General features: G+C 61.7%; 19 protein-coding genes and 1 pseudogene. 13 read left to right on the top strand and 7 right to left on the bottom strand.

Annotated features, from left to right (window positions below; translation table 11 throughout):
* Positions 1-52 precede the first annotated feature (52 nt).
* The gene (locus tag Q0562_RS08090) at positions 53-934 is read left to right on the top strand and encodes a LysR family transcriptional regulator (protein WP_298643339.1); all 882 of its coding nucleotides are present in this window, start codon (positions 53-55) and stop codon (positions 932-934) included.
* Positions 935-943: 9 nt separating this feature from the next.
* Here Q0562_RS08090 and Q0562_RS08085 read toward each other — a convergent pair whose 3' ends face one another.
* Positions 944-1,357, bottom strand: a complete 414-nt coding sequence (locus tag Q0562_RS08085; RefSeq protein ID WP_298643337.1) for a hypothetical protein — start codon at positions 1,355-1,357, stop codon at positions 944-946.
* Here Q0562_RS08085 and Q0562_RS08080 point away from each other — a divergent pair.
* Positions 1,346-1,615 (top strand): hypothetical protein, encoded by a 270-nt coding sequence (locus tag Q0562_RS08080; protein WP_298643335.1) that lies wholly within the window; start codon positions 1,346-1,348, stop codon positions 1,613-1,615. The genes Q0562_RS08085 and Q0562_RS08080 overlap by 12 nt on opposite strands.
* Positions 1,616-1,711: 96 nt before the next feature.
* Here the strand turns inward: Q0562_RS08080 and Q0562_RS13775 are convergent, their stop codons facing one another.
* The 3 genes and pseudogenes from Q0562_RS13775 to hemE all read right to left on the bottom strand — a co-directional run bounded on the left by Q0562_RS13775 (position 1,712) and on the right by hemE (position 4,013).
* On the bottom strand, positions 1,712-2,062 hold the full coding sequence (locus Q0562_RS13775; RefSeq protein WP_366144736.1) for a RidA family protein: 351 nt from the start codon (positions 2,060-2,062) through the stop codon (positions 1,712-1,714).
* Positions 2,063-2,116: 54 nt separating this feature from the next.
* Positions 2,117-2,965, bottom strand: a pseudogene (locus Q0562_RS08075) (EamA family transporter); the annotation flags it as partial.
* 7 nt (positions 2,966-2,972) lie between these two features.
* On the bottom strand, positions 2,973-4,013 hold the full coding sequence (gene hemE / locus Q0562_RS08070) for a uroporphyrinogen decarboxylase (protein ID WP_298643331.1): 1,041 nt from the start codon (positions 4,011-4,013) through the stop codon (positions 2,973-2,975).
* Between the two features lie 164 nt (positions 4,014-4,177).
* Between hemE and Q0562_RS08065 the strand changes: the two genes are divergently transcribed.
* From Q0562_RS08065 to Q0562_RS08055, 3 genes are read left to right on the top strand one after another with little or no spacing between them, the layout of a single operon-like run.
* Entirely contained in the window at positions 4,178-4,441 is a 264-nt protein-coding gene (locus tag Q0562_RS08065) for a GlsB/YeaQ/YmgE family stress response membrane protein (protein WP_298643329.1), read from the top strand.
* Entirely contained in the window at positions 4,438-5,262 is an 825-nt protein-coding gene (dapF, locus tag Q0562_RS08060) for a diaminopimelate epimerase (RefSeq protein ID WP_298643327.1), read from the top strand. The genes Q0562_RS08065 and dapF overlap by 4 nt, the downstream gene beginning before the upstream one ends.
* Positions 5,259-6,146: a tyrosine recombinase XerC gene (locus Q0562_RS08055; protein WP_298643325.1), complete on the top strand. Its 888-nt coding sequence runs from the start codon at positions 5,259-5,261 to the stop codon at positions 6,144-6,146. Before dapF ends, Q0562_RS08055 begins: the two co-directional genes overlap by 4 nt.
* Positions 6,147-6,328: 182 nt before the next feature.
* Here the strand turns inward: Q0562_RS08055 and Q0562_RS08050 are convergent, their stop codons facing one another.
* Positions 6,329-7,624 (bottom strand): PH domain-containing protein, encoded by a 1,296-nt coding sequence (locus Q0562_RS08050; protein ID WP_298643323.1) that lies wholly within the window; start codon positions 7,622-7,624, stop codon positions 6,329-6,331.
* A gap of 8 nt (positions 7,625-7,632) precedes the next feature.
* Complete coding sequence (locus tag Q0562_RS08045) at positions 7,633-9,279, bottom strand: glutamine--tRNA ligase/YqeY domain fusion protein (protein ID WP_298643321.1); 1,647 nt, start codon at positions 9,277-9,279, stop codon at positions 7,633-7,635.
* Between the two features lie 76 nt (positions 9,280-9,355).
* Between Q0562_RS08045 and Q0562_RS08040 the strand changes: the two genes are divergently transcribed.
* From Q0562_RS08040 to Q0562_RS08025, 4 genes are all read left to right on the top strand, one after another.
* Positions 9,356-10,018 (top strand): transglycosylase SLT domain-containing protein, encoded by a 663-nt coding sequence (locus Q0562_RS08040; protein WP_298643319.1) that lies wholly within the window; start codon positions 9,356-9,358, stop codon positions 10,016-10,018.
* Positions 10,018-10,578, top strand: coding sequence for a Sua5/YciO/YrdC/YwlC family protein (locus tag Q0562_RS08035; RefSeq protein ID WP_298643317.1), 561 nt, complete (start codon positions 10,018-10,020; stop codon positions 10,576-10,578). Before Q0562_RS08040 ends, Q0562_RS08035 begins: the two co-directional genes overlap by 1 nt.
* Before the next feature lie 15 nt (positions 10,579-10,593).
* Positions 10,594-11,718 carry a 5-(carboxyamino)imidazole ribonucleotide synthase gene (locus Q0562_RS08030; protein ID WP_298643316.1) on the top strand — a complete coding sequence of 375 codons (1,125 nt, stop codon included), beginning with the start codon at positions 10,594-10,596 and terminating at the stop codon, positions 11,716-11,718.
* A 341-nt stretch (positions 11,719-12,059) separates the two neighbouring features.
* Complete coding sequence (locus Q0562_RS08025) at positions 12,060-12,488, top strand: hypothetical protein (RefSeq protein ID WP_298643314.1); 429 nt, start codon at positions 12,060-12,062, stop codon at positions 12,486-12,488.
* 114 nt (positions 12,489-12,602) lie between these two features.
* Here Q0562_RS08025 and Q0562_RS08020 read toward each other — a convergent pair whose 3' ends face one another.
* Positions 12,603-13,088: a copper resistance protein NlpE gene (locus tag Q0562_RS08020; RefSeq protein WP_298643313.1), complete on the bottom strand. Its 486-nt coding sequence runs from the start codon at positions 13,086-13,088 to the stop codon at positions 12,603-12,605.
* A 115-nt stretch (positions 13,089-13,203) separates the two neighbouring features.
* Here Q0562_RS08020 and carB point away from each other — a divergent pair, with 115 nt between their 5' ends.
* The 4 genes from carB (at position 13,204) to Q0562_RS08000 (ending at position 20,035) form a co-directional block, all read left to right on the top strand.
* Positions 13,204-16,401 carry a carbamoyl-phosphate synthase large subunit gene (gene carB / locus Q0562_RS08015; protein ID WP_298643311.1) on the top strand — a complete coding sequence of 1,066 codons (3,198 nt, stop codon included), beginning with the start codon at positions 13,204-13,206 and terminating at the stop codon, positions 16,399-16,401.
* Between the two features lie 21 nt (positions 16,402-16,422).
* Positions 16,423-18,366 (top strand): hypothetical protein, encoded by a 1,944-nt coding sequence (locus tag Q0562_RS08010; protein ID WP_298643309.1) that lies wholly within the window; start codon positions 16,423-16,425, stop codon positions 18,364-18,366.
* Positions 18,367-18,695: 329 nt separating this feature from the next.
* The gene (locus Q0562_RS08005; protein WP_298643307.1) at positions 18,696-19,529 is read left to right on the top strand and encodes a tetratricopeptide repeat protein; all 834 of its coding nucleotides are present in this window, start codon (positions 18,696-18,698) and stop codon (positions 19,527-19,529) included.
* A gap of 152 nt (positions 19,530-19,681) precedes the next feature.
* Positions 19,682-20,035: a hypothetical protein gene (locus Q0562_RS08000; protein WP_298643306.1), complete on the top strand. Its 354-nt coding sequence runs from the start codon at positions 19,682-19,684 to the stop codon at positions 20,033-20,035.
* Positions 20,036-20,237: the final 202 nt, after the last annotated feature.

Genomic DNA, 20,237 nt, shown 5'->3' with positions numbered 1-20,237 from the left:
TTACCTTATGAATTTCATTCATGATGCGGCTTTTTCTTGCGGACAACCCTCCATGCTGGAACGCTCACATCTCGCGCTGATTCGCGCCGTCGTCGCCCACGGCACCCTGACCCGCGCCGCCGACGCCCTTTTCCTCTCCCAATCCGCCCTCAGCCACGCCGCACGCAAACTGGAAGAACAGGCCGGCACGCCGCTGTGGGTAAAAGAAGGGCGCAGTCTGCGCCTCACCCAGGCGGGGCGGCTGCTCTACCATCTCGCCGAAAGCCTGCTGCCGCGCTTCGAGCACGCCGAAAACCAGTTGCGCCACTACGCGGCGGGCGGACAGGGCTTGCTGCGCATCGGCATGGAATGCCACCCCTGCTATCAATGGCTGCTGCGCGTCGTCGCCCCCTATCTCGCCGCCTGGCCGCGCGTGGATGTGGACGTGAAGCAGCAGTTCCAGTTCAAGGGCGTCGCCGCGCTTTATGCCTACGAAATCGACATCCTGATCACCCCCGACCCCGTCTTCGGCGAACGCCTCGTTTTCACCCCCGTCTTCGACTACGAACAGGTGCTGGTGGTGGCGCGTGACCACCCGCTGGCGCGGCAGAGCATCGCCCGGCCGGCAGACCTCGAAAAAGAAACCCTGATCACCTACCCGGTGCCGACCGAACGCCTCGACATCTACCAGGCCTTCCTCCTGCCCGCCAACCGGGGCGTGGCGGCGCACAAAACCATCGAAACCACGGAAATCCTCCTGCAAATGGTGGCGGCGGGACGCGGCGTGACCGCCCTGCCGCGCTGGCTGATTGACGAACAGGCGGCGCACATGCCGCTGGCCTGCCTGCGCCTCGGCGACGCGGGCATCTTCAAGCACATCTACCTCGGCGTGCGCGAAGACGAGCGCGAAGTGGACTACATCGCCGGTTTCTTCCGCCTCGCGGCGGGCGCATAGGCACGCCGCTTACGGCGGCGTTTGACCGGCGGCGGAACAGGGCTTGCCTGCCGCCTGATAGAGAACGGGCAGACTGCCCGCCAGCAGGAGCAGCCCCCACAGCGGGATCAGCACCAGTTCCAGCCACAGCGAAACACGGGCGGCGCGACCATGGCGGATGCGGGTGCGGACCAGCGTTTTCCCGCCGGGCGGCGGATATTGCCCGCTGCGCAACGCACGCAGGGCGGGCGGCACGAGTTGCCACACGAGGAGAAGCGCGGCGGCGATGGGGACGACGAGGAAGAGCAGCGCGGCAACCGGCGGCGTGAAGATGAGGCAGCGGTAGGTGTCATCACGCAGCAGCCGGGCGGCAGTCAGGTCCGACGGCTCCTCGCGCAGCGACAGCAGATGGTGGCCGAGACGCAGCGACGGTTGCCCGGGCAACTGCGGCAAAAGCACGGTGAACAGCGCCGCGTTGCCAAAGGCGTCGGCACGGACATAGCTGCCGACGCCACTGAAAAGGCGCAGCGGATAGTCGCGCGTCTGCGGGCGCAGGCGCCAATAACGATGGCGGGTGATGCGGATGGTGTCGCGGTCAATCCCGATGCGCAGCGGCGCGGCACAGCGGTCGAAGAACAGGCGCAGGACAAAGGCGGCGATGACGACCAGCGCCAGCAGGGCGAGTCTGACCGGGTCCCATAAAAATCGCTGCGCGATTTTTATGGGACCCGCGCCGTACTAGTACTGTCTTCGGCTCGCCGCCTTGTCTCATTCCTGTTTGAAACGACTATAACCTGTTCAGCCGCTGACCGCCGCCGTCAGGCGGATTTCCACCTTCCAGCGCGGGTCGGCCAGCGCCGCCTGCACGCAGATGCGGGCCGGGGCGCGGCCGGGCGCGGTCCAGGCGTCCCAAACGCGGTTCATGGCGTCGTAGTCGGCAAAATCGGCGAGGTAGATGGCGGCTTCCAGAATGTGCGCCTTGTCGCTGCCCAGCCGCGCCAAAAGGGCGTCGATTTGCGCGAGCACGCTGCGGGTCTGCGCGTCGGCGTCGGCTTTCGCATCTTCGGGCACCTGCCCGCCGAGGTAGATGATGCCGTGGTGGATGGTGGCGTCGCTGTAACGCGCTTCGGGATCGATGTAGGTAATCATGTTTCTCGTAAGGGTCCGGTTAAGGCCGGGGGTGTCCCGCCCGGCGGCGGCCGGCTGTTTGCCCATCGCCTGTTGCACGCCGAAGATGGAGGCCAGCACCAGCGCGAAGCCGCAGAGGGATTTGCCGTCCATGCTTTGTCCGAGGAAGAGCCAGCCGAGGAGGAAGGCGCTGACGGGGCTCAAGAGTCCCAGCGAGGACACCACCGCTGGCGACAGTTTGCTGATGCCCCGGAAGAAGAGGATGTAGGACAGCACCGCGCCGCACAAACAAAGGTAGAGGTAGCCGCCGATGTTGGCGATGGTCAGGGTATCGGGGGCGCGTTCAGTCAACAGGGTGACGGGCAGCAGGCAGAGGCCGCCGAACAGCAGTTGCCAGCCGGTGAAGGCGGGGAGGCTCAGGCTGATGCGCCAGTATTTGGCGAGGTACATGCCGAGCGCCATGGCCGCTGCACCGGTCAGCGCGGCGGTGATACCGAGGGGGTCGTAATGCGCCTGTGGCGACAGCACCAGCAGGGCGATGCCCGCGATGCCTGCCGCCGCCCACAGCCAGGCGGCGCGCGGCGGCGTGGTTTTGCCGATGAGACGGGTGAGGAGCAGCACCATCAGGATTTGTGTGGAGCTGAGGACGGAGGCGAGCCCGCCAGGCAGGCGGTAGGCGGCGATGAACAGCATGGCCTGGAACAGGCCGATGTTGAGGATGCCGAGCAGGAGGACTTTCCCCCAATCGCGCGGCGCGGGCAGTTCGCGTGTCCAGGCCAGCAGCAGAAGTCCGGCGGGCAGGACGCGGAGGAGCGCGGCGGTGAGGGGGCGGTGCGGCGGCAGAAACTCGGTGGTGACAAGGTAGGTGCTGCCCCAGATGAGCGGGGCAAGGGCGGTGGTGAGGAGGATGCCGGGGCGGTTCATGGGGCAGTTATTTGTGATACGGCGGGCTGTATTTGTGCACGGCTTCGATCATGGCGGCGGCGTGTTCCGGCGGGATGTCCGGGGTGATGCCGTGGCCGAGGTTGAAGATGTGGCGGTGGCCGTAGCCGTAGTCGGCGAGCACGCGGCGCACTTCGTTTTCGATGACGGTGGGGTCGGCGCGCAGGATGGCGGGGTCGAGGTTGCCTTGCAGCGCGGTGTGTTCGCCGAGGATGGCGCGGGCAGCGCCTAATGATGCCGTCCAGTCGAGGCCGATGGCCGCCGCGCCGCTGTCCTTCATCATCGGCAGCCATTGCCCGCCGCCTTTGGTGAAGAGGATGAGCGGCGCTTTGCCGCCGATGGCGGTGATGATGCGCTGCATGTAGGCGAGCGAGTAGTCGCGATACGCCGGCCAGGCGAGGATGCCGCCCCAGGTGTCGAACAGCATCACCGCCTGCGCGCCCGCCTCGATTTGCGCAGTGAGGTAGGCGCTGACGGCGGTGGCGAGTTTGTCGAGTAGTTGGTGCAGGGTGCGCGGTTCGCGGTAGAGCATGGCTTTGGCGCGGGTGAAGTCGCGGCTCGTCCCGCCTTCGATCATGTAGGTGGCGAGTGTCCACGGGCTGCCGCTGAAGCCGATGAGCGGTGCGCGGCCGTCCAGTTCGCGGCGGATGAGGCGCACGGCATCCATGACATAGCCAAGGTCGCTTTCCATGTCGGGTGTGCCGAGCGCGGCGACGTCGGCGGCGCTTTCAATGGGGTGGTTGAAGGTCGGGCCTTCGCCGGGGATGAAGTTGAGGCCGAGGCCCATCGCGTCGGGGATGGTGAGGATGTCGGAAAAGAGGATGGCGGCGTCGAGGCGGAAGCGTTCCAGCGGTTGCAGCGTTACCGCGCAGGCGAGTTCCGGCGTCCGGCACAGGGTCATGAAATCGCCGGCCTGTTCGCGCGTGGCGCGGTATTCGGGCAGGTAACGCCCCGCCTGGCGCATCATCCAGACAGGGGTGCGGGGGACGGGTTCGCCTCTGAGGACGCGGAGCAGCAGGTCGTTTTGCATGTTTTTTCCTTGTATGGACAGACGGCAACATTGTATAGCGCGCCCCCTGTACTGGCTATTGGCGCGGTCTGCGGGGCGGATGCGGCGGGCAGGCGGGTTTGGCACACGCGGCGGGCTGTGGTTATAGTGCGCCCCGCTGATTTGTATCACAGGAGCAACAAACCATGACCATCCACCTCAACCAAAGCCTGCTGTACATGATTGCCATCGGCTTCATCATCGGCCTGATTGCCCGCGCGCTGATGCCGGGGCGCGACAATCTCGGCTGCGTGCTCACCACCGGCCTCGGCATTGCCGGTGCCGTCGCCGCCGGGCTGATCGGCCGCGAACTCGGCCTGTACCGCCTCGGCCAACCGGCGGGCTTCATCGCTTCCATCCTCGGTGCCATCCTGATCCTCGCCCTGCTGCGCCTGGTGATGAGCCGATGAGCATCCGCCGCTTCACAAAAATGCACGGCCTCGGCAACGATTTCATCGTCCTCGATGCCCGGCATGAAGCCTTCGACTGGCCGCGCGGGCAAATCACCGCGCTGGCCGATCGCCACAGCGGCATCGGCTTCGATCAACTGCTGATCATCGAACCCGCGCCCGATGCCGCGCACGATTTTGCCTACCGCATCTTCAACGCCGACGGCGGCGAAGTCGAACACTGCGGCAACGGCGCGCGCTGCTTCGGCAAATACCTGCACGACCACGGCCTGCACCCGCCCGACCGTCCCGTCCGCGTCGCCGTCAAACGCGGCAGCATCACCATCGCCCACGACGGCGGCGATAACTACCGCGTCGATATGGGCGTGCCGGATTTCACCCCGTTCACCGCCGCACAAAGCGACTGCCTCTATCAGCCCGTTCATGCCGCCGGATACGACCTGCAACTCGGCATCGTCAGCATGGGCAACCCGCATGCCGTCTGCGTCGTGGATGACATCGCCGCCGCGCCCGTCGCCGTCGTCGGTGCCGCGCTGCAAACCCATCCCCTCTTCCCCGCCGCCGTCAACGCCGGCTTCATGCAAATCGACGACCGCCGCCACATCCGCCTGCGCGTGTACGAACGCGGCGCGGGCGAAACCCAGGCCTGCGGCACCGGTGCCTGCGCCGCCGTCGCCGTCGGCATCCGGCGCGGCCTGCTGGATCGCGACGTGAGCGTCCGCCTCACGCGCGGCACGCTGCACATCGCCTGGCCGGATGACGCCGCCCAACTCACCATGAGCGGCCCCGCCGCCACCGTCTATCACGGCGAACTCGCATGAGCGACCTCGACGACTACCTCGCCTACCTGCGCTATGAACGCGCCGCCGCCGCGCAAACCATCGCCACCTACCGCCGCCTGCTCGCCCAATTCGCCGCCGCCTTCCCGGAAGAAGACCTGCGCGTGCTGGACGCGCAAACCCTGAAAGCCTATCTCGGCCGCCTCACCAAAGAACGCGGCTACAGCCCCGCCACCCTGAACCAGCATCGCGCCGCCCTGCGCGGCTACTACGGCTGGCTGCACCGCCACCGCGACCTGCCCGACGACCCCAGCGCCCACCTCAAACTGCCGCGCAAAAACCGCCGCCCGCTGCCGGGTGTCCTCACCCCCGAACAAATCACCGCCCTTCTCGCCCCGCCCGCAGATGACGACCCGCTCAAACTGCGCGACCACGCCATCCTCGAACTCTTCTACTCGGCGGGACTGCGCCTCGCCGAACTCGCCGCACTCGATGCCGGCCTGCCCGAACGCGACGGCCACACCATCATCCGTGGCAAAGGCGGCGTCGAACGCCTCGTCTTCATCGGCAGCAAAGCGCGCGAAGCGCTGGCGCGCTGGCGCGCGGTGCGCGGCACGTTGCAAAAAAATCCCGCAGAAACCGCCCTCTTCCTCAACAAAAACGGCAGCCGCATTAGCGAACGCGGCATCGCCCTCAGGCTCAAAGCCTATGCGCGCGAAAAAATCGACACCGACATCCACCCGCACATGCTGCGGCACAGCTTCGCCACCCACATCCTGCAATCCTCCGGCAACATCCGCGCCGTGCAGGAAATGCTCGGCCACAAAAATCTCGCCACCACGCAAATCTACACCCATCTCGACGCGCAGTACCTGATGAAAAACTACGACGCCCACCACCCGCGCGCGAAGAAGAAAACATCATGAGCTTTTACCGCTGCTCTTCATATCACGACAAAATCCGCTAAATGGCGTAAATGCCGGTTTCCCGCACAGGGTGGACCTATACCCACCGCCATGATTTATGGCCGTTTCAATTTGCAACGTCTCTGCTTTCTTCGCCGCATCTCGCGCCCGTGAAATGCCGCCGGGCGGCGCGGCTACGCGCTTCATTTCCGGCGAAATTTTTCCCGGATGAAGAGGCTGAACAGCGGCACGATAACGTTCAGTGCGCCCTGCGCGATGAAGAGAAATGGGAAGAGAACGTCAAACTGCACGGTCAGCCGAGTTTGCATATGCAGACTTCTCTGAATAGCGGCAGAAATAAAGAAGCAGGCCAGCGGGGTGTTTATCCAGAAGAGGATGCGCTCGCCAAGCAGCACGTGCGTGATTTCGGACGCGGACAGGGGCGGCAGCGCTTTGCCGGCGCGGATGGCGGTGAACAGGTCCAGGGTTTCCGTCAGGACGAGGTCGTAGTCGTGATCCTGAATGGTCTGGAAACTGTCGATGCGGTAGCAATGGCCGAGGCGGTCGTACAAATCGAGGGCATCATGGGAATGATTGCCGCTGATATGCACCCGCCGCATGTCGCGGATGTCCTGCCACGCCAGGCTGTGGATGCAGCCGTTGCGGTAGTAAAAATGCAGGCCGTCGCGATCGGCGGCGCGCAGCAGGAGCGGCATGGCGGCAGTGAGGGCGCGGTATTCCCGCACGATGACGAGAATCCAGGACAGGCCGAGCACGACGCTGCCGGCAATCAGGAAGAAACAGAACCAGCCCGTGAGAAAGGGCGGTGGTGGCGTGTCCCATTCTTTCAGCAAATTCGGGAGAAGATCCAGGGTGAAGAGTATCAGTATCAACAGAAGCATCAGCAGCAGCCAATAGGCGAGGTTGTAACTGCCGTTGCGCTGTTCATACCAGCAGTGTTCAAACCCCGGCGGCACGATGACGGGCTGCTGCGGCGGCACGGCGCCGCGCAGATAAGGCCGCGCCGTGGCGACGATGTCAACGTAATCGTCGTGTTCCAGCAGGCCGCTGCGGTAGCAGACCGGCACGCCTTGCCGTGGTTCCAGCAGCAGGCCGCGCTGCATACCGCGCTGATAGCGCACATCGGCAAGCGCCGCCCAGCGCCATTGATGGCGGATGCGGCCAAAGGCGCCGTGCAGGGTGATGCCGCGCGGATCGCAGACGACGCGCGGCCTGGGCAGGAACTGTGGGCGGTAATAGGCGAGGCGGCGCAGGTAGAGGAACGCTCCGCAACCAAACCACAGCGGCAGCAACCATTTTGCGACAGGCGCAAAAAACGGCCCGGTGCTTTTGTCGTACAGAAAGAACAGCACCAACATGTTGATGATCAGCCAGACGGTGAAGTGCGAGGGATCAAGACGGGCGCCGCCCCAGCCGTGCGTGCGCGGGTCGGCGAGGTTGAGCGGGAAATGGCAGCTGGTGCGCGCTGCGGTCGCCATGATTGCGGTTATTTGAAGCCGTCGCGCAGTTCAACGGTGCGGTTGAAAACGGGTCTGTCCGCCGTGCTGTCCGGATCGACGGCGTAGTAGCCGAGGCGTTCAAACTGGTACACGGTGCCCGCTTCCGCCGCTGCGGCCGGTTCGGTTTTTGCACCGGTGATGGTGGTGAGCGAGTGCGGGTTGATGGTGTCGAGGAAGTTCTCCGCCGCCATCGGGTCGGGGCGGGTGAAGAGGCGTTCGTAGTGGCGGACTTCGCAGTCAAGCGCGTGGCGGGCGCTGACCCAGTGGATAACGCCGTTCGCCTTGTAGCCTTCCGGGTTTTTGCCGAGGGTGGCGGGGTCGTGATGGCAGCGCAGCTCGATGATGTTGCCCGCCACGTCTTTGATGACTTCGTCGCAGGTGATGACGTAGCTGCCGCGCAGGCGCACCGCCTGGCCGGGCGCGAGGCGCTTCCATTTTTTCGGCGGTACTTCGGCGAAGTCGTCCTGTTCGATGTAGAGGGTGTTGCCAAACGGTACGGCGCGGCTGCCTTGTGTTTCGTCCTGCGGGTGGTTCGGCAGCCGGTAGGTTTCTTCATGGTCGTCCGACAAGCTGGTGAGGGTCAGTTTGAGCGGGCGGACGACGATCATGCGGCGCGCGGCGTGTTCGTTCAGGTAGTCGCGGATGGTGCTTTCGAAGTAGTCAATGGCAATGGTGCCGTCAGCTTTGCTGATGCCGATTTTGCGGCAGAAGTCGCGCAACGCCCCGGCGGGAATGCCACGCCGCCGCATGCCGGCAATGGTGGGCATACGCGGGTCGTCCCAGCCGTTCACGTGTTTTTCTTGCACGAGCTGGATGAGGCGGCGTTTGGAGAGGACGGTGTATTCGAGCGAGAGGCGGGCGAATTCGATTTGCTGCGGGTGGCACGGGGTTTCGAGGACGTCCAGCACCCAGTCGTAGAGCGGGCGGTGATCTTCGAATTCGAGGGTGCAGAGGCTGTGGGTGATGCCTTCGAGCATGTCGGAGAGGCAGTGGGTGTAGTCGTACATTGGATAGACTTTCCACGAATCGCCGGCGTGGAAGTGCGCGGCGTGGCGGATGCGGTAGATAACCGGGTCGCGCAGGTTGATGTTGGGCGAGGCCATGTCGATTTTGGCACGCAGGACGTGGCTGCCGTCCGGGTGTCTGCCGTCCGCCATTTCCTGAAAGAGGGCGCGGTTTTCCGCGATACTGCGCTCGCGGTAGGGGCTGTTTGTGCCGGGTTCGGTCAGGGTGCCGCGATTTTCGCGGATTTCGTCGGCGTTCTGGCTGTCCACATAGGCAAGCCCCTTGTCGATGAGACGGAAGGCGTAATCCAGCAGTTGCGGGAAGTAGTCGCTGGCGTGGTTGAGGTATTTCCAGTCGAAGCCGAGCCAGTGCACGTCGCGCCGGATGCTCGCCATGTATTCTTCGTTTTCTTTTTCGGGGTTGGTGTCGTCGTAGCGCAGGTTGCAGTAGCCACCGAAGCGCTGCGCCATGTCGAAGTTGAGGCAGATGGATTTGACGTGGCCGAGGTGCAGGTAACCGTTGGGTTCGGGGGGAAAACGGGTGACGACGCGGCCGTCGTTTTTGCCGTTTTTCAGGTCTTCTTCGATGATGTTCTTGATGAAATTGGCGGCTTCCGGAGTTTGGCTCATGATGTCCTCGTGCTGGTTTTGGGTTCGCCATAGGGCGGTGTAAAATGCGGCATTTTATCAGGTATATGGGGCATTTATGCGTTTGCACGGGCTGTTATGTGTTCTTGGTGTGCTGGTTTTGTCGGCCTGTTCGTCGTATCAGCGGCAGCATCATCATCCGCCGCGTCATCAACCGGCGAGTGCCGATATGGGGCAGGACCCGTGGGACAATTTCGCGCCGCGCGACCCGCGTTATCAGAATGAGCCGCAACCGGCGACGGCCACGATGGACAACGCCTGCGTGCTGCTGGGGCAGCGCCCGCACTGGGCGGAAGCGCTGGATGCGACACGGCTGCGCTGGCATATCGAGCCGTGGTATGTGCTGGCCTTCATGCATCAGGAATCCCGCTTCAACCCGACGGCGATGAGCCCTTCGCAGGCGTACGGCTACGCGCAGGTGAAGCAGCCGACCTGGGAGTGGTACCAACTGAAACGCGGGCGGCAGAACGTCTCGCGCGAGCGTTTCGACGATGCGGTGGATTTCATCGGCTGGTATGCCAACCAGAACGTCATCCGTAACGGCGTGGACTTGAACGACGTGAAAAACCAGTATCTCGCCTATCACGAAGGCCTGGGCGGTTTTGAGAACCGCAGCTTCCTCGCCAAACCGTGGCTGATGACCATCAGCGACAAAGTTGCCGACCGCGCCGCCCTCTACCAGGCGCAACTGCTCGACTGCCCCATCACCCGCACCTACTGATGCTGCTCGCGCCGGAGAAAACCGCCTTCCTCCACCTGCTGCACACGCGGCAGGTGTTCGCTTATCCGACCGAAGCGGTGTACGGACTCGGCGGCGACCCGCTTGATGCCGACATCTTCGCACACATCCTGCGCCTGAAAGGCGGCCGCCGCCCCGGCCAGGGCATGCTGCTCGTCGCCGCCTCGTGGCAACAATGCGCCGACTGGGTGGACGGCCTCACCCCGGCGCTTGTCCGCCAGCTCGAAGCACAGGCGGCAGGCCGCGCCACCACCTACATCCTGCCCGCCACCGCCCACGTTCCCACCCGCTTGTGCGACGAAGCGACGGGGCGCATCGCCATCCGCGTCTCGCGTCACCCGCTCGTCCGCCAACTCTGCCTTTGGGCGGACAGCCCGCTCATCTCCACCTCCGCCAACCCCAGCGGTGCGCCACCGGCGCGCAGCGCGGCGGACGTGCAACACTACTTCCCCGCCCTGCCGGTCATCGCAGGCGCCCCCGGCGGCGAGGGAAAACCCAGCCGCCTTATAGACGTGGCAAACGCCACCCTCATACGCGACTGATACAAGGAGAGAACCATGAAACTCGCCATCCTCGGCGGCGGCCAGCTCGGCAAAATGTTCCTGCAAGAAGCGACGGACTACCCCATGCCGGTCGCCATCCTCGACCCCGACCCGCGCGCGCCCTGTGCCGCCCTGACCGGCCTCTTCAAACAGGGCGACTTCAACGACAAACAAACCGTGCTCGACTTCGCCAAAGACGCCGCCGCCGTCGGCATCGAAATCGAACACGTCTCGGTCGAGGCCCTCGAAGCCCTCGAAGCGGCGGGCAAACGCGTCATCCCCGCGCCGCGCGTCCTGCGCATCATCCAGGACAAAGGCCTGCAAAAACAATTCTATGCCGACCACAAACTGCCCACCGCGCCGTTCTACCTCGCCGACGGCCTCGCCGACATCGACCCCGAACGCATCCCGCTGCCCTTCGTACAAAAAACCCGCACCGGCGGCTACGACGGCAAAGGCGTGCAAGTCATCGTCACCGAAGAAGACCTGCCCAAACTGCGCGATGTGCCGTCCGTCATCGAAACCCTCTGCCCCATCGCCCACGAAATCGCCGTCATCGTCGCCGCTGATGACGACGGCAAAACCGTCGTTTACCCCGTTGTGGAAATGATCTTCGACAAAGTCCTCAACCTCGTGGACTACGTACAAATGCCGACCTTCCTCAACGCCGACATCCGCAAACGCGCCCAGGCGCTCGCCGTTGAACTCGTGCAGGCCTTCGGCGCGGCGGGCCTCTACGCCGTGGAAATGTTCGTCACCCAGAGCGGCGACATCTGGATCAACGAAACCGCGCCGCGCGTACACAACAGCGGCCACCTCACCATCGAAGCCTGCGCCAACTCCCAGTTCGAACAAATGTGGCGCCTGCTCGCCGGCATGCCGCTCGCCTCCGTACAACAGTACCGCCTCGCCGCAATGGTGAACCTCATCGGCGCCTACGGTCATAGCGGCCCCGCCGTCCTCGAAGGTCTGGACGAAGTCCTCGCGCTGGATGAAACCTTCATCCACTGGTACGGCAAAGCCGAAACCCATCCTGGGCGGAAAATGGGGCACATCACCGTGCTCGCCGACCACGAACCCGCACTCAAAGCCAAAATCGACAAAATCCGCAAAGCCGTGCGGGTAGTGAGCCACCACTAAAACCAATCCCGGGAAATAAAACAGCGTTCGTGAATACTATTCGGGCCTTAACGGTGTCCAGGCATCAGAAGAAATTATTTCCTCGGCGCAATGTCTCAAAAAACAGAAATCGCATCGTTATCCCGCCGGGTGCCGCGCTTACCGAGAATGCAAAAACAGGCTGCGTCCGCTTGGCGGGCTGGATGAAGCCCGTCCTGCGTCCACCAAGCAGCGTAAATACTGGACCCGCCAGGCGGCATAATTGGTGCCAAGAACAGTTCGTTCCTATTGTTGGGTTCTTTGTGGGTTGTTATTATCGTCACGACCATTTGGTCAGCACTTGTAAAAACAACGGAGTATCCATGAACAAAAAAATTTTTTTCATCGCAACCTTTCTTGTACTTTTTGGATGTGGTAAGAAAGATGGTGATCTACCAGACGTTTGCGTTGATTTCATCAAATTTTATGTGGAAAAAAGTAGCTCACCCGATTTTGGGGAAAAACTAGCGAATAAATTGTCCGAGGAAATGGGGGGGCAACGTTTTGACGATCGCATGACCCCTCAGTTGGGCTACTTGTTCATTCAAAGTGCATTAGATGATTTTGCTCTCGGTCGCATCAACTTGGATGACCCCGGTAGCACGAATGACAAAATTGCGACTGTTAAAAAGCTATACGCCGCCTACTATGAAGGTGTTGAAAAACAGTCTGGAAAAAATAATGCAGAACTGGCAAAAGAAGATGTCGCAAAAAAATGTGAACACAAGGTACGCGTCTTGAAAGATTTTTGAATTGTCGGTTTCTTAGGTTAAAGCCCGCTATACAGCGAGCTTTTTTCAGTAATTTGGCCATTAACCTCGCAGCATTCGGGCATGCTTGCATCTGCCTTTTTGTTTTTCCGCCGTTTATTGTTTTTTCAGGCGGTACGGCGCTTGTTCTTCTTCCGTGCGGCCGCCGGTCGTGCCGTCGTCGTCGCGCATTTCCAGCAGGCCGTCGCCGAGGTAATAGACGTAGCCGTTGCCCGCTTCGTCGAGGCGCAGCAGGGTTTTGTCTCCGCTGAGGCGGTATTTGCCGCTGACGGTTTCGGGTTTGGCGTCTTTTTCTTCGAGGAACAGCGTGGTCAGTTGGTAGCTGCCGTCGTCGTTGATGACCAGCGTGGTGTCGATGCCGGGGCAGCTTGCGCAGGGCAGGACGCCTTTGTAGGTGCCGCTGTATGCTGCCTGGCTTGCAGCAGGCGCGGCAGCCGGGGTGGCTTCTGCGGGTACGGCTGCTGGGGCGGAAGCAGCAGGGGTGCTGGCAGCGGCAGGTTTGGCGGGGGCTGCCGCTTTTTTGTCTTCGCAGCCGGTGAGAGCGGCTGCGGCGATGGCCAGGGTCAGGGCGAGTTTTTGCATGGGTGTTCCTCTTGTGTTGTGGGACGGCTACTGTATCGGTTTTTCCCCGCCTGTGGGTGCGTTGTGCGAAAATTTGCGCCGTTTTCCGTCATTTTTTCTGTAAAGCGAGTGTCCCATGCCCAAACGTTCTGATTTGAAGTCCATCATGATTATCGGTGCCGGCCCCATCATCATCGGCCAGGCCTGCGAGTTCGATTATTCCGGCGCGCAGGCGTGCAAGGCGCTGCGGCAGGAGGGGTTCCGCGTGATTCTGGTCAATTCGAACCCGGCGACGATTATGACCGACCCGGAGATGGCTGATGCGACGTATATCGAGCCGATTCAGTGGCAAACGGTGGAGCGGATTATCGGGCGCGAGCGGCCCGATGCGTTGTTGCCGACGATGGGCGGGCAGACGGCACTGAATTGTGCGCTGGATTTGGCCGGACATGGAGTGCTCGCACGCTATGGCGTGGAGTTGATTGGCGCTTCGGTGGATGCCATCCGCACCGCCGAGGACCGCGATTTGTTCAAGCAGGCGATGAGCGAGATTGGTCTCGCAAGTGCGAAGTCGTTTGCCGTGCATGATATGGACGAGGCGCGCGCGGCGCAGGCGGAATTGGGCTTTCCGGTGATTGTCCGCCCGTCGTTCACCCTCGGCGGTTCTGGCGGCGGCATTGCCTATAACCGCGACGAGTTCGAGCGCATCACCGCGCACGGGCTGGAACTTTCGCCGACGCACGAGGTGCTTTTGGAGGAATCGCTGCTCGGCTGGAAGGAGTTCGAGATGGAGGTGGTGCGCGATAAGGCGGATAACGCCATTATCGTCTGCGCGATTGAGAATCTGGATCCGATGGGTGTGCATACCGGCGATTCGATTACAGTCGCGCCCGCACAGACGCTCACGGACAAGGAGTATCAGGCGCTGCGGGATGCTTCCATCGCTATTTTGCGCAAGATTGGCGTGGAAACGGGCGGCTCGAATGTGCAGTTCGCCATCAATCCGCATGATGGTCGCGTCATTGTCATTGAAATGAATCCGCGTGTATCGCGTTCGTCCGCACTCGCCTCAAAAGCAACGGGCTTCCCGATTGCTTCGGTTGCGGCGCGTCTTGCTGTCGGCTATACGCTGGATGAATTAAAAAATGAAATCACCGGCGGTGCCACTCCGGCCTCGTTCGAGCCTGCCATTGATTATGTGGTCACCAAAATCCCGCGTTTTGATTTTGCCAAGTTCAAGCAGACGGATAACCGCCTGAACACGCAGATGCGTTCCGTCGGCGAGGTGATGGCGATTGGCCGCACCTTCAAAGAATCGCTGAACAAGGCACTGCGCGGCCTGGAAAATGGCCACAGTGGGCTGGATCGCCCCTCGGCGGTGGATGACATTGAGCAGGCAGTTGCCACGCCGACGCCGAAGCGGCTGTTTTACGTCGCTGAAGCGCTGCGTCAGGGATACAGCGTGGCAGAGTTGTATCAGTTAAGCGCGATTGACCCGTGGTTCCTCGCGCAAATCGCCGAACTGGTCGCGCTGGAAACGCCTCTGCGTGAGCAGGGTATCTCTTATCTGGATGACGCCGAGCGGCTCTACGCATACAAACGCGCCGGATTTTCCGACGCTTTTCTCGCCGCCTGCGGCAATGGCAAGGAAGCCGAGATCCGCGCTCTGCGCGCGCGGCACGGCATCCACCCCGTATATAAACGCGTCGATTCCTGTGCTGCCGAGTTCGCCAGCCAGACCGCTTACCTCTATTCCACTTACGAACGCTTCTGCGAAGCGGCGCCGAGCGGCAACCGCAAAATCATGATCTTGGGCGGCGGGCCGAACCGTATCGGCCAGGGCATCGAATTTGACTACTGCTGCGTCCACGCCGCCCTTGCCCTGCGCGCAGACGGCATCGAAACCATCATGGTCAACTGCAACCCGGAAACCGTCTCCACCGACTTTGACACCGCCGACCGTCTTTACTTCGAGCCGCTCACCCTTGAAGACGTACTGGAAATTGCCCGCATCGAACAGCCGGATGGCGTTATCGTCCAATACGGCGGGCAAACCCCGCTTAAACTGGCGCGCGCGCTCGAAGTAGCAGGCATCCCCATCATCGGCACCCCGCCGGACGCCATTGACCGCGCCGAAGACCGCGAACGCTTTCAGCAACTCGTCAACGAACTGCATCTCCTGCAACCGCCGAACCGCACCGCAAGCAGCACTGAAGAAGCCATTGCCAAAGCGCAGGAAATCGGCTACCCACTGGTGGTGCGCCCGTCATACGTCTTGGGTGGCCGCGCCATGGACATCGTCCACAACGACGCCGATCTCGCCAATTACATGAAAGACGCGCTGCACGTCTCGCCGGATGCCCCCATCCTCCTCGACCGCTTCCTCAATGACGCCATCGAAGTCGATATCGACGTCATCTGCGACGGCGAAACCACCATTATCGGTGGCCTGATGGAACACATCGAAGAAGCAGGCGTACACTCCGGCGATAGCGCCTGTTCCCTGCCCGCCTACCGCCTCGCCCCGGACATCTGCACCCGCATCGAAACCCAGGCCAAAGCGCTTGCCCGCGCCCTTGGCGTTATCGGCCTGATGAACGCCCAATTCGCGGTGAAAGGTGATGACATCTACATCCTCGAAGTGAACCCGCGTGCCTCACGCACCGTACCCTTCGTCTCCAAAGCGACAGGTCGGCCACTCGCGAAAATCGCCGCCCGCTGCATGGCTGGGCAAACCCTCGCTGCGCAAGGCATTACGGGCGACATCCGCCCGACCCTCTTTGCCGTCAAAGAAGCCGTCTTCCCCTTTGCCAAATTCAACAACGTTGACCCCATCCTCGGCCCGGAAATGAAATCTACCGGCGAAGTCATGGGCCTTGGCGCCACCTTCGCCGAAGCCTTCCACAAAGCCATGCGCGGCGCGGGTGAACGCCTGCCCGCCCCGGGCGGCACCGTCTTCATCTCCGTCAAAGACGAAGACAAAGACAAAGCCTGCGAAGTCGCCCGCCTGCTGATTGCCGCTGGCTTCCGCATCGTCGCGACCGGCGGCACCGCACAACACTTCGCCAAACGTGGCATCACCTGCGAACAAGTCAACAAAGTCGCACAAGGCCGCCCGCACATCGTTGACCACATCATCAACGGCGACATCGCCATGATCATCAACACCACCGCTGGCAAAAAAGCCATCGCTGACAGCTACTCCATCCGCCGCGAAGCCCTGATGCACAAAGTCTTTTACCAGACGACCATCGCCGGCGGCCACGCCGTCGCCCTCGCCCTCGCCTCGCAGGCGGGGGAAGAAAAAGTCAGGGCGGTGCAGGAAATCCGCTAAATAATCAGAGAGGAAAACACCATGCAATTACGCGTTACCTTACTCACTGCCGCCCTGCTCACCAGCGGAGCCAGCTTCGCTGCTACTCAGTACTACGGCGGCATGTACCAGTGCAAATCACCGGGATACCTCAACCTTGCCGTCAGCGAGGGTAAACCTGCCAATATCGATCTTTGGTATTACCGTGTCGAAGAAGACAGTTACTACCATCTCAAAGGCGAAGCCGAATGGGGCAAAAACGGCGGTGAATTTCGTGACGGCGGCACCGGCTTGCGCGTCAACGGCAACAAAGCCACCTGGTTGGGCTGGAACGGCAAAGTTAACGAAGACTGCACCCCCTTCACCCTCAGCGCAAAAAAAGCGCCGCTAGAAGAAGCACAAGCCCTGCTTGACCTGCTGAAAACTGCCGGTACCGATGCGACAGGTGTGCGCAGCGTCGCTGAGGCGGATATCGCTGTGCCGCCGGTGGACATGCTGCCCGAACTCGATCGGGCCGCCACCAAGCAGGCGCTTTCCCAGGCACGCAGCGACTACTGGACGCGCGCCTTCACCGACCGCCGGCAAAAAGTAGCCACTATGCCTATCACGGGCGATGGCAAAGACTATCTCTCTACCGTGCAGCCGCTGCTCAATGCCGACATGGGGCCCAGAGGTCTTTTCCGTCGCTACGATAATTCTGCTGGTGCACAAAAATACGAAAACGCCCTTATTGCTTACCGCCTGGCTATAACCGGCCTCGATCCGATGCTGGCCCGCCGTTCTACAAAAGCGCTATGCGACCGCCTCAACATGTTCAGCGGGTGGGATGCCAATACCCCCGAACGTCTGCAAATCGCTACCGGTATCCCATTTGCCTTCTGGAGCCGCAATATGGCGCAAGAAATCATCGACCAGCTGCGTAATTGCAAGCAGGGCGACAGAGCCGACTGGATCGTCAACAACTTCCCGACCATCACCCAGGCAGCGGACACCTATCAGGCCGTCATCCCGAAAATCAAGGAAATGCTTGCCCTGCCGGATAACTACGACACCCTCGTCAAAACCGGCGGACTGTTCCTCGACAAAGCCCTGCGCGAACAATACAAACTGGAACACGACGACATCGACCTGATGAGTGGTGGCGCATTAGGGCAAAAACGCGAAGCCATCAAAAACAAAATCAGCGGCGACATCCCCGCCATCATCGACAAAGCGCTGGCGGAACAAGATTACACCTCGTCATACAAACTCTGCGAAGAACTCTTCGAACAAACCGGCATGCGCGACCTCGTCCAGCAATGCGCGGAAATCGCCCCGGCGCGCATGGCACAAGCCGCCCTGGACCAAGCCGTCGCCAAAGCCGAAAAAATCGACAGCATTGCCGCTGCCCGCGAAGCGGACTGGCTGCAGCTGCCACATGTCTATAACGCCTCTGACGAAGCTGTCGCCAAAGCAGAAGCGGCGCTCGAGCCCGCCCGTGAACGTATCGCCAAACTCATATTGAGCGACATTGACGCCAAAATTGCCGCCTCCCCTGACAGTCCCCTCGGCGGCAATACCTGCCCGGATGCTTACCGCGTCCCGGCCACCATCCAGCGCGCCTTCGACAGCTGCGAACAACGCGTCCGGGCGCACAACAGCGCCGTTGCCGAAGCCAGATGCCAGGCGAGTATTGCCGCATCCGGCGCAAAAGACATCGCCGAAAACCGCATCCGCCTCTATTCATGGCGCAGGGGCAACGAAGTGGAGGTTAGTATCGGAAAACTCATCTGCGACTCGGACACGCCCATCACCATCGGCAAATCCGGCTGGCTGAGCAGCGCCCGTGAACTCAAAACCAGCGTGGACGGTGAAGAGATTATCGCCACCATCAAACCGGACAAAGATGACGTTTGGATCATCACAGCCGTCAAGGGCTGGACACCACCTCAAGATACCCCAGTTTCCATCTGCCTCTGGAACCACGAAGTCTGTACCAAAAAATAAAATAGTCAAAACCACCGACCTGCAGTCAAGCACTGCTCCACCATTGGAATGTGCCAAGTCTGCAGGTCTTTTTCCTCTGCGAGAATCCACATGAAAACAGCCGTCCTGATTGACGGCACTTATCTTCATCAAGCACATCGTTGATCTCGTTGTAGTTGTAAGCTTCTTGTTAGCACACTTGCAGCAAAAAAAACCAAGGCACACCGTAAATTGACGAGTTCTACCGCAGTTTCTTCTACGACTGCGTACTGCCAAAAAAGAAACAGCACCATTCACTCAGCCAAGAAAACACCACCAGCGAACCCGCTAAATCCCAACAGGAATTCACCATGCACAAACCCCTACTCACCCTCTGCCTGACCCTCATCACCCTTACCGTTGCAGCCGAAGCGCCGCCGGATGCCGCCCTCATGCAGCAAGCCGAAGCCGGCGATGCCGAGGCGCAATTCCTTGTCGGGCGTTACTACATGCACCGGGACGACTGGGCAAACGCCATGCCGTGGTTCGACAAAGCCGCCGCGCAAGGCCACCCCAAAGCGCTCAACAACGGCGGCATCGGCTACATGGAAGGGCGCGGGGTGCGCAAAGACATCGCCAAAGGCTGCCGCATGATGGAAGAATCCTACGAAAAAATGGGCGGCACGAAAGGGGCTGCGAACGTCGCCTTCTGCAACGACGAGCGGCACGACTACGGCAAAGCCATCGGCTACTACCGCATCGCCGCGACGCAGGGCGACCGCCAGGCGCAACGCCTGCTCGGCCAGATGTACGGCAGCGGCGACGGCACGGCAAAAGACGACGTGCAGGCGGTGTACTGGCTGCGCCAGGCGGCATTACAAGACGACGCCCAGGCGCTGTACGAACTGGGGCTGCATTACGCCCGTGCTCAGGGCGTACCGGACAACGGCAACAAAAACAACTTCACTGCCTATCTTTTCATGAAGGCGGCAGAAAGCCGGCAAACGCCCGCCGATCAAAAAAACTTCGCCCGCGCCCGTTTCGCCGAAAACCTTGCCAAACTGGAAGCTGCCGCCCCGCCCGAAGAGCGCGGCAAACTGAAAGCACTGGAAGCGGCCATCAAGGACGCATCTATCCACGAACTGCTGCAAGCCATAGACACCCTCGTCCCCTACACCCCGCCCAACGCCCGCACCGACAAATAGCACAGCGCCACGGGCGTTTACGCCGTTTGGCAAAACGGCAACGATGCCGCTTGCCGGATTCCGGCGAATACGCCGCATGGCAGATCCGGTTGGTGACATTGCAGACAGTACCCGCCCGCTACAATTGCCGCGATCCCCACCACGAGACCGCCATGCCCAACCGTTTCCAGGACAAGCACCGCCGCTGCCGACCGCCTGGCCTCTTCTTCCTGCCGCTCATCGCCCTCGCTACCGGCCAAAGCGCCCATCCCCCGTCATCACCAGTGGCGGCCTGGCCGGTTTCCTTGCCATGCCGCTCACCATCAGCCTGCCACTGTGCCCACGACACCATCGCACAAAGTGACCCGCTGCTGCGCCTCGCCATCACCGCCCACCTCAGTCGCGCCGGGCTGACTTTCGACGTCAGCAAAAAACGATACCTTAACCCCATTGTCCGCCACTTCATCCAGCACGGAGGCAAACTCAGCCGCTACGAACTTTGCCGCCTGCACCGCCTGTATCCCTGATAACAGCCCGCTGACCCCGCCTGCGACAACCCCGCCGGCCCAAACCCGCAGGCCGCCTGCCCACAACCGCTCTGCCGCTCAGTACGCCCGCGCCCGCTTCGCAGGCCAGGCACCAAGTCCCGACAAATCCTAGGGTCTGTTGACATTCGGCTTGCGCAGCGGGTTTTTGCCGCAAAAAGCCGCCGCAATGCTGAGTGTCAAC

The sequence above is a fragment of the uncultured Cardiobacterium sp. genome (assembly GCF_938028825.1).
Taxonomy (GTDB): Bacteria; Pseudomonadota; Gammaproteobacteria; order Cardiobacteriales; family Cardiobacteriaceae; genus Cardiobacterium.
This window is presented reverse-complemented; position numbering and strand designations above follow the sequence as displayed.